The organism is Burkholderia sp. YHN3-13 (genome assembly GCF_055810675.1).
Map to the genome: position 1 here is coordinate 1 of NZ_JBVVNQ010000044.1, position 9111 is coordinate 9111.

The window sequence follows — 9111 nt, forward strand, 5'->3', positions numbered from 1 at the left end:
ACACCCCCACGACGGATCTCAAGGGCAATATGGTCAGCGATCGACAGGACGGCGCCGCTACTGCGGCGCCGTCGTATAAAAAACTGGGGAAAATTACTTCGACGAAAGTGGGGCGTATCTATCCGACGCTGACACCATGCGTAGCAGCGTGGCATTGGCAGCACGCAAATCGAACAGTTCGGCGTCGAAGCCGGGGCCGACCCAGTTTCGGTAACGGTCAGCTTCTTCGCTATTTGGATCGTTGCATAGCGCGTTCAGGAACGCTTCGTAACCATGCGGGCCGCCCACATCCTCTGGCGGGCACGCGCGCGCACCATCAATGACCTGGGCCGCGCCCCACGGCTCGCTCTCAATGGTTTCCGTTTTCTCAACGACGATGGCGTGATCCCAACCGTCTCCGAAGTCATACCGATAGAGGAAGCGCGAGCCAGGTTGCAGGACCTTCTGCAGTCGAACCTTGCGGTCATCGGCGGTCGTGCCCGGATCAGCGAAGTCCAGGACGTCATCGACCTCGAATATGGCATAGGTCATACCATCGATCAGGAAGTCGTGCAGGTGGGTGTCCTCCCAACCGAAGGCCGCTTGCAGGATATGGTGCAGTTTGCGCAGCGACTCCGTTCCTTCAACCTCGATCCTGCGCCAGATGGGCGGCTCGATGTGTTGAAGCTGCACGTGCAGGGTAAAGCGCTGGAACGATTTCGCCATCTGATCTCCGGGCGAACGGGAAGCCAGCGGCATTATCGCCTTACGATGCCAGGGTGGTCATGTTCCAGGGCAGCAGGTCTTCGACCCGGTTGATCGGATGGCCTGCAATGCGCGTGAGCACGGTGCGCAGATACGCCTCAGGATCGATGCCGTTGAGCTTGGCCGTACCGATCAGACTGTAGATCGCCGCCGCACGCTCGCCACCTGAGTCCGCACCGGCGAACAGGTAGTTCCGGCGCCCGATCGCCACTCCGCGCAACGCGCGCTCAACTGGCAGGTTATCGATTTCCAGACGCCCGTCGTCACAGTAGCGTGTGAGCGCTTCCCACCGGTTCAGCGCATAGAGAATCGCCCGACTCGTGTCGGATTTGCGCGAGAGCGTTTCCAGCGTGGCACTCAGCCACGCATGGAGCTGATCGAGCAAGGGCCTGCTATGTGTTTGCCGGTACGCCTGTCGCTCATCGAGCGGCTTGCCCCGGAACGCTTCCTCGATCTTGTACAACGCGCCGATACGCTCCAGCGCCTCGGTGTTCAAGGCATTCGGGCGTGCGGCGTGCAGTTCGTAGAACTGTCGCCGAGCATGTGCCCAGCAAGCTGCTTCGGCTACCCGCCCGGTTTCGTAAATCGCCTGATATCCGCCGTAGGCATCCGCCTGCAGCGTGCCGTTGAACGATTCGAGATGCTGCTGCGGATGGACGCCCTTGCGGTCGGCCGTATAGGCGAACCAGACGGCCGGCGGCGTCATGTCGCCCGAGTTCCGATCGTCGCGCACGTAGACCCACAGCCGTCCGGTTTTCGTCTTGCCATTGCCTGGCGCGAGCACAGGCACTGGCGTATCGTCGGCATGCAGTTTGGTGGCTGCCATGACGTGCCGGCGTAAGGCGTCGACCAGCGGTTGCATCAGGCTCGCGCCATGACCCACCCATTTCGCCAGCAACGAGCGATCCAGATCGACACCCTCGCGCGCATAGATCGCCGACTGGCGGTACAGCGGCAGATGGTCCGCGAACTTCGAGACCAGCACATGGGCCAGCAAGCTCGGGCCAGCCAGGCCACGCTCGATGGGGCGGCTCGGCGCAGCAGGTTGTGTAATGTGGTCGCAGCACGTGCATGCCAGTTTCGGGCGCACATGGCGGATCACGCGGAAGCTGGCCGGTACATATTCCAGCTGCTCGGAGATGTCCTCGCCGAGTTGCTTCATGGCACCGCCGCACGCCGTGCAGGTTTTGCCCGATTTCGGCCAGTACGTCAGGATCTCGCGTGGCAGATACTCGGGGAGCGGTTTGCGCGGCGCTTGTTCCGGTGCGATACGCGGCGTCTTCGGAATCTCGATGGGGGCAGCGCCTTCGTCGGCCTCGAGCTCTTCCAGTCGCAACTCGAGCTGCTCGATCTGACGGTCGAGCTTCTCGGAGCTCCGGCCGAACTGCATGCGGCGCAGTTTCGCGATCAGCAGCTTCAGATGCTCGATCTCGGCCTTGGCAGTAGCGTTCGCCGCCTTGTGCGATTCGACAACATCTTCCAGATGCCCAATGCGCGCATCGCGCTCAAGCAGCATGGCCTTGAGCGCTTCGATGTCGTCCGGATAGACGTTTGCCGTGGTCATGCCGGCAGTCTACGCGGCGGCCGGCAGGTTTGCCGATGTCGGCTCCGCCGTGCGTACAGGCTGCCGCCAGTCGATACCTTCGAGCAGCATCGACAGTTGCGCCTGGCTCAGGCACACCACGCACCATCGGCACGTGGCCACACGAACCGACCGCGCTCCAGACGTTTCATCAGCAGACACATGCCGTCGCCGCTCCACCACAACACTTTGACCAGATCGCCACGCTTGCCGCGGAACACGAACACGTGGCCGCTGAACGGGTCTCGCTCCAGCACGGTCTGGACCTTCGCGGCCAAGCTATTGAAGCCCGAGCGCATGTCGGTCACGCCGGCGGCCAGCCAGATCTTCGTGTGGCTGGGTAGTCCGATCATGCTGTCGGTCCCGACGTGCCGCGCAACATACGGAGCACCAGCAACAGCGTGGCTTCATGCGGCGAGCCTTCGATGCGCACTCGGGTGTTGCCTACGCTGATCTCGATGGCGCCCGCCGGAGCGGCACTGGCGACCGGCGCCGGGGCCGGTTGCTCGATCTCTTGCGCCGGTGCCTCCACGGTCACGGGCAGCAAGTCCACCGGATCGTATTCGCCGGCACGCAATGCTCGACGCCATCTGAACACCAGGTTCGGATTCACCCCATGCTCCATCGCCAGACGCGCCACCGATACGTCCGGCTCGCAGGCCAGCTTGGCCAGATGCCGTCGAAATTCGATCGGGTGGTTAGGGATGCCTTTGCGTGAAGTTCTCTTCGGCGTATCTGTTGCCACTTTGGTCCCCACTACTTTGGTGGGGACTACTCTGGCAACTTCCTTTCACATCGTCGAGACGGTGCTGGGGACACGCTTACGCTGCGTGTGCCTCACGACGAAGACTTCCACGATCTCGTCGCCGCTCGCTACGAGCGGGCTTCGACGATCTTGACTTCGAATCTCGCGCTGGAGGAATGGGGTGCCGCGTTCCCCGACAACCGCATCCTCGGCGCGGCGACGCTCGACCGGTTACGCCACGGTGCCTACCGACTCGTGTTCGAGGGTAAGAGCCAGCGCGATCCCAAACCGATGCCCGATTCACCCGAAAATGGGGTTGCGAAAAACGGCAAAAAACCGCAACCTTGAAGCCGTTCGAATCCGCGGTTTACCCCCGTTTCTGCTGGCCTCTTTACGCCGATCAACCCCGGCTTCTTTACGGCGATCACTGACATGGCAGACATTCTGCATGTAGTATGGCAGCGAATTCGTTTCGAAGGCGCTCAACAAATGGGCGTACGAGAATGGCGTGGAAATTGACGTCTCGCGTCCAGGCAAGCCGACCACCAACGTGAAGAATGAATCCTTCAACGGACGCTTTCGCGAGGAATGCCTCAACGCGCGTTGGTTCTTGTCGCTTGAGGATGCGAGACGCAAAATCGAAGTCCGGCGCGAGTACTATAACGAGGGGCGTCCTCACTCTGTGCTGCAGCGAATGACGCCGACGGAATTCGCCCGCCAGTGCACCGATCAGGCTGATCCGGCCCGCACTGGCGGCAACAGGCTCAGGCTTAGTTCTGCAGGGACGACTCAGTAGGCATCGGGAATAATGCTAAGCCAATTTCCGCAATCCTCCTGATTTGAGCAGACCAAATTATTGGTGTTGTATCCAAGATAATTAAGGCAATTAATTGCATTACTTATAACAACGGCATCTTGGCCGATAAAAGACCTAAAGTAATGTCCCGATCGACTGTCAATTCCAATAATGGTGCCATTTTCAATGTATAATTGACCAGCCCCCCATACCTGCTGATCTGTTGTTCCGAATAAGGCAAATATTCGTGATCCCTCCGTAAGCTGAGAGTGATTAATTCGAGCGGCGGCAGTTACTGCATCGGGATAAAAATCATCCGGGTGGATTCTCATTTCGTAGAATCCTTTGGACTCCACTATCACAAAAATATATTTATATATAGTTCGGCCGCTGGCTGTTATGTATGGCGCAACGTTTGTTACGGGTGGACTGATTGCACCTTTCAATGGATAATAAACTGAGGCAGTCCCATTCGACGTCATCGCGAGGGCGCCTGCGTAGGGAATTAGCGTTGATCCGTATTGAGGATAATTGTAGGTTATCAAATCCTCAATCAATGAACTTTTGGCGAATGGTCCGCGCAAATTTCTCACCTTAATTATTGCTTTATTAAGCTCGGTGCTTGTAGGTATTTCGTAATACTCCCGATTTGAGAGAGCTGCTCCAACATTCGCGCCTGAAGCGGCTCCCACAGCGAATCCTGCCGCAGCACCAGGAGGACCGCCCATCATGGCACCAAAAATCATTCCAATTACGCCGCCGATAAATCCACCGGTTGTCATTCCTACTGCCGAGCGTTTCGAAATACTAGACGGCCCCACCATGATAGATCCGCAGCAAAGACCGGACAATGCCGATACCAGTGCTTTCGCTTCGGCAATCGAAAGATCTAAATTACATAAATTGGATATATAGTTTACATCGTCCACGGATACATTAAATTTATCTGGCAAGCCGATGTCGATAAAATTTACAGCCGTCGAGATGCCAGAGAATCCAGTAAAAATCATCTGCGATCCATTTGTCGATGGGGCAGGGGAAATCGATTTAACTGCATCAGAAAATGGGATTGTTGTGTTTGTAACAATGGCCCCCGTTGAATCGTATCCCAATATTTTAAGATATTTAAAAGCTGCGTCGTGACATGGAAAATATGTTATGTCGCAACACTGAATAATTGGGGTGGATCCATTTGGCAAAAATGCGCCAGACGGAAGCTTGCAAAAACTATAAATAGAGCTTGGCATATTATTTGCCGTGGCCGCACTACCTATCATTGACCATACTAGTGCTCCGGACGAGCTTTGGGCAAAAGATAAATTATTCGCCGTTAATAACGCGGGAATCGATATATCTGACACGGGCAACGCTTGCAATAAGGCGGCGGCTTTCTTTAAAAAAACTCGACGATTTTGTGTTTTTGTGTTCATGAAATGAAACTTGATTGTTTATTTGCGAATAGTTACCAAATTTGCCAGAAATTTGAAATTTATTGAATTTTATGGGTAATGATTTCTCAAGTAATGCTTGGATGCTCAATCCATTGTGCGGTGTTAGTGCGAATCAGCGTTGTTGCATAAGTTGACCCGCACATTGACGTCTACACGCGGTGGCCAGAATCGGGTTCCTGTTAACAATCTGGTTTATGTGAATATTCTCGATTTTTCGGCGAAAAGATGTGTGGGGGCACGAGCAAAAAGCGCAAGCCCAAGGCGCGCTACCGCGTCCGGTACGACGCCCGCTTGGTCAACCAAAATAACGTCACAAACTGAATCGAAGAACCCGCCTTTGTTGGCACACCCAATGTTGAGCTGGTGCGCAGCTGTATACGTTTGTATTCCGATGTACCTTAGCCTGAAGACGGTGCCGCTTGCAGCTGCGCGCCCTATAAGGCTTCGCGCAAGGTCGGTGCAGGCTGACGCCTTCGCCTTTTGGACCGTGCCGAAGTACGCGACATTTCGACTTCGCGCGTAAACACTTGCGATGCAAATGCTGATCCTCCTCGACGGCGAACCAATCCATTTTATGGTCGACAGTACGGGCATGGCGGTCTTTGGCAAAAGGGGATCGAAGGTGCGTCAAGACAATTATTCGATGCATTGTACGTGGCGTAACACACATCAGGCGCCCCGAACAAACACTGAGCAGGTTGGAGCAACGCTGGTGACACGTCAGGACGTTGCCTACGGTTACGTCCTGACGTCGCTCGACCAGATCCCGGACGTCGAATAGATCAATGTCATCGGCGCGGTCTGCGACTCCGAACCGTACAATACTTACCATTGCCGCGTGCGGCGTAATCTCTTCGATGCCGTTCACTGGCCACGTACACGCTGAGGGCGGCGTAGCGCAACGATGCAGTCGATGCGATTGCTCGATACAGCCGCGCGAACCGAAGAAAACCAGCCGCCACCACCGGCGATCGCCCGCACGGACGTTATGTATCGGCCGAAGGCGCCCACAGTTAACTCTCTCGCCATGTCGCACCGATTCACATGAGACCGAGGTGGACATCCACGTGAGCGAGATCAACCGGATGCCTGACCTCGCACGACCCAGTCCGTTAGCGTTACCTCGCTTCATGAACATGACGGCGACTTCGTTTTCGCATTTAATTTATGCATCAGCGCAATTGCAAAGCAAGGGATTCAGATTTTTGCCACGAATCGAAAAAACGATTGCTGCGCAAAACGATACGACTACCTTTGTAAGTCGTAGTTCGCACATGTGGATGGCTTAATACTTTTTAGAAACCCGCCTCGAAACTTGATGCTATTATCGACTAGAGAATATTCGTTCTGCAATTCAACAAACATCATCAGGATTATTAATATAATATTACATACTAATATTTGCTAGGTTCTGCCGACATTCTCAGCAGCGGTCCAAAGGCACACGCAAGCGAAGCGATAGCTAGATAGTTCGCCGCGAGCTTGTCGTAGCGAGTGGAGACACGACGAAAATATTTGATGCGATTGAAGAATCGCTCGACGATGTTTCGAGTTCGATGTAGTTCGAATCGCGCCGCGCTGACGGGCATCTTGTTCGTTCTCAAGACCGGACTGCACTGGTGCAATCTACCTGCCGAGATGGGTTGCGGCTCGAGCGTGACATGTTGGCGACGACTACGCGACTGACAGGCGGCCGGCGTGTGGGTGACCCTGCCTCGTTTTCACGTACAGCATCTTATGCGGCGATCAATCCAGCCTCGTAGTCGACGGGGGTGAGGAAGTCGATCGAGGTATGCAGACGTTGCCGATTGTAATAGCCCTCGATCCAATCGACGATATCCAGGCGGGCGTGGGCACGCGTTTCGTAGTGAGTCTGGTAGATTCTTTCGACCTTCAGCGTCTTGAAGAAGCTTTCCATCGGGGCGTTATCCCAGGCGTTGGCACGGCGGCTCATTGAAACGTTTATCTTGAACGCGGCGGTCAATTTCCGGTACGCGCGACTGGCATATTGGGCGCCGCGATCGGAGTGCGGCAGCAATCCCGGTGGCGGCTTGCGTTGCCAGCACGCGCTGCGCAACGCCTGGCAGACCAGATCCGCGTTGATCCGCTTGGACATCGACCAGCCGACGATGCGTCGGCTCGCCAGATCCAGGATCGCCGCCAGATACAACCAGCCCTCGCCGGTCCTCACGAACGTGATGTCGCTTACCCAGGCTTGATTGCGCCGCCAGCCGTCGAAACGCCGATCCAACAGATTCGGCGCCACCGGCAAGCGATGCGTCGAATCCGTCGTCACCCGATACGGGCGCTTGTAGACCGGACGTAGTCCCTGGCGTTGCAGGCTGCGACGCACGCGTTCGGCGCTCACCGGCCGGCCCTGAGCACGCAACTGCCGCACGATTCGAGGACGGCCATAGCTGCCGCGGCTGGCACGATGAATGGCGGCGACCTCAGCGTCCAACTTGGCATTGGCCAGTGCCCGCCGACTTGGCTGCCTGCCGCGCCACTGGCAATAGCCGCTGCGCGACACACCCAGAACCCGCCAAAGCCGACTTACGCTGTACTGGTCGCGATGTGCGTCAATCCAGGCTTACCTCACCGCGACCCCTTCGCGAAGTACGCCGTCGCCTTTCGAAGAATTTCGATATCCAGCTTTGCGCTGGCCAGTTCCTTACGCAGACGGCTGTTCTCGGCCCCCGGGTCGCTGACCGGACGACGACTTGAGCTCGGCGCACTCGACGCCGGCGCCGCTGCAGCCTGCGCACTGCCATCGCGCTGATCACTGCACCAGTTCCCCAGCGTCGCCACCGGCACGCCCAGCCTGCGAGCGGCTTCATGCTGACCGACGCTCTCAGCGAGCCGCACCGCCTCAACCTTGAATTCCTTCGTGTACTGCCGTCTCGGTACCACGTTCTCTGCCATGTTCTTCTCCATACAGGCAAAAAGTTATCAAACTTCTTGCTGTATGTGGAATCGAGGCAGGGTCAATCGGGTATTGGTCGAGCTGAGGAACGCTCAGCCGAGAATCACATGGAGTGCGTTGATAATATAGTTGATTATTCGACGGAAGGTACTGAGTTAAGATACTGGCTGTGTTTATGTTGCGATGTGGCAGTAAGTGTTTGATTCAAAATAGCTGATAAGTAAAAAGAGCGCTTTGCTACTGTTGGCAAGCCGCGCAAAAATTCGGCGCATCTTTTTCAACATAAGCGTCAACGTTAGGGAAAAGCAGGAAAGTTGCAAGTGTAAATCGTCTCGGTTATTGGTCGCCGTCACTAAAGGCTGTTGAGATGATTCTGCATGGTAATCGCGGATACTATGCTTTGCGTAGTGCGCGTGAGTCGGGGAGGCTCGCGCTATCGGCGTCGCCGGAATTGAATGGAAGTGTGCTACCGACCTTAGTCACACGCGATTGTGTCCGCTCAGTCCGGCTCTGTCTTCGGTTACCCTTATCCACGATGACCCCTCCCGTTGCGTTGACGTCAATATGTTCTCAGATCCAGTGCGGCTAACAACGAAATGGGGCGCTAAAAACGGTTTCGTTTTTGCTATGGCGGTAAGTCCTTTAGCTACCGTGTTTGGTGCTATCCGCGTGATGGTCGCTCGTGGCCCCAGACTTGGAACGCCTCAACCTGCGGCTACTCAGCTGGGCTCCGATTCGCGTATCGGAGCGGTTGATAGGCAAGATCTCGGTGACTGCGACATCGTCCCCAGGAACCCATGAGGATCGGCTATGCGCGGGTTTCCACCGATGAGCAAAACCTGGATCTGCAGTGGAACGCACTGCAGGCGT

The 9111-nt window shown here is 56.1% G+C and carries 6 protein-coding genes and 5 pseudogenes; 4 read left to right on the forward strand and 7 right to left on the reverse strand.

Features of this window, described 5'->3' with window-relative positions; all coding sequences use genetic code 11:
- Positions 1-93 precede the first annotated feature (93 nt).
- The 4 genes from AC0KUR_RS37295 to tnpA all read right to left on the reverse strand — a co-directional run bounded on the left by AC0KUR_RS37295 (position 94) and on the right by tnpA (position 3083).
- Positions 94-705, reverse strand: coding sequence for a plasmid pRiA4b ORF-3 family protein (locus AC0KUR_RS37295; RefSeq protein ID WP_473377335.1), 612 nt, complete (start codon positions 703-705; stop codon positions 94-96).
- Between the two features lie 40 nt (positions 706-745).
- Positions 746-2308, reverse strand: coding sequence for an IS66 family transposase (gene tnpC, locus AC0KUR_RS37300; RefSeq protein ID WP_473377336.1), 1563 nt, complete (start codon positions 2306-2308; stop codon positions 746-748).
- A gap of 107 nt (positions 2309-2415) precedes the next feature.
- Positions 2416-2679: an IS66 family insertion sequence element accessory protein TnpB gene (tnpB, locus tag AC0KUR_RS37305; protein ID WP_473377337.1), complete on the reverse strand. Its 264-nt coding sequence runs from the start codon at positions 2677-2679 to the stop codon at positions 2416-2418.
- Entirely contained in the window at positions 2676-3083 is a 408-nt protein-coding gene (gene tnpA, locus AC0KUR_RS37310) for an IS66-like element accessory protein TnpA (RefSeq protein ID WP_473377338.1), read from the reverse strand. The genes tnpB and tnpA overlap by 4 nt, the downstream gene beginning before the upstream one ends.
- Before the next feature lie 69 nt (positions 3084-3152).
- On the opposite strand from tnpA, the pseudogene AC0KUR_RS37315 reads away from it, so the two are divergent.
- Both AC0KUR_RS37315 and AC0KUR_RS37320 read left to right on the forward strand, forming a co-directional pair.
- Positions 3153-3419, forward strand: a pseudogene (locus tag AC0KUR_RS37315) (ATP-binding protein); the annotation flags it as partial.
- A gap of 109 nt (positions 3420-3528) precedes the next feature.
- Positions 3529-3867 (forward strand): annotated as a pseudogene (locus tag AC0KUR_RS37320) (integrase core domain-containing protein); the annotation flags it as partial.
- On the opposite strand, the gene AC0KUR_RS37325 reads toward AC0KUR_RS37320, so the two are convergent.
- The gene (locus tag AC0KUR_RS37325) at positions 3861-5297 is read right to left on the reverse strand and encodes a hypothetical protein (protein WP_473377339.1); all 1437 of its coding nucleotides are present in this window, start codon (positions 5295-5297) and stop codon (positions 3861-3863) included. The pseudogene AC0KUR_RS37320 and the gene AC0KUR_RS37325 overlap by 7 nt on opposite strands.
- Positions 5298-5850: 553 nt before the next feature.
- Between AC0KUR_RS37325 and AC0KUR_RS37330 the strand changes: the two genes are divergently transcribed.
- Positions 5851-6099, forward strand: a complete 249-nt coding sequence (locus AC0KUR_RS37330) for a hypothetical protein (protein ID WP_473377340.1) — start codon at positions 5851-5853, stop codon at positions 6097-6099.
- Between the two features lie 613 nt (positions 6100-6712).
- On the opposite strand, the pseudogene AC0KUR_RS37335 reads toward AC0KUR_RS37330, so the two are convergent.
- Positions 6713-6919, reverse strand: a pseudogene (locus AC0KUR_RS37335) (transposase); the annotation flags it as partial.
- Here AC0KUR_RS37335 and AC0KUR_RS37340 point away from each other — a divergent pair.
- Positions 6882-7001, forward strand: a pseudogene (locus tag AC0KUR_RS37340) (transposase); the annotation flags it as partial. The pseudogenes AC0KUR_RS37335 and AC0KUR_RS37340 sit on opposite strands and share 38 nt — an antisense overlap.
- Positions 7002-7053: 52 nt before the next feature.
- Here AC0KUR_RS37340 and AC0KUR_RS37345 read toward each other — a convergent pair.
- A pseudogene (locus AC0KUR_RS37345) lies at positions 7054-8252 on the reverse strand (IS3 family transposase).
- Between the last annotated feature and the right edge of the window lie 859 nt (positions 8253-9111).

Coding starts and splice junctions, on each gene's coding strand:
- AC0KUR_RS37325 (WP_473377339.1), bottom strand. CDS start 5,297: ATGAACACAAAAACACAAAATCGTCGAGTTTTTTTAAAGAAAGCCGCC.
- AC0KUR_RS37295 (WP_473377335.1), bottom strand. CDS start 705: ATGGCGAAATCGTTCCAGCGCTTTACCCTGCACGTGCAGCTTCAACAC.
- tnpB (WP_473377337.1), bottom strand. CDS start 2,679: ATGATCGGACTACCCAGCCACACGAAGATCTGGCTGGCCGCCGGCGTG.
- tnpC (WP_473377336.1), bottom strand. CDS start 2,308: ATGACCACGGCAAACGTCTATCCGGACGACATCGAAGCGCTCAAGGCC.
- AC0KUR_RS37330 (WP_473377340.1), top strand. CDS start 5,851: ATGCAAATGCTGATCCTCCTCGACGGCGAACCAATCCATTTTATGGTC.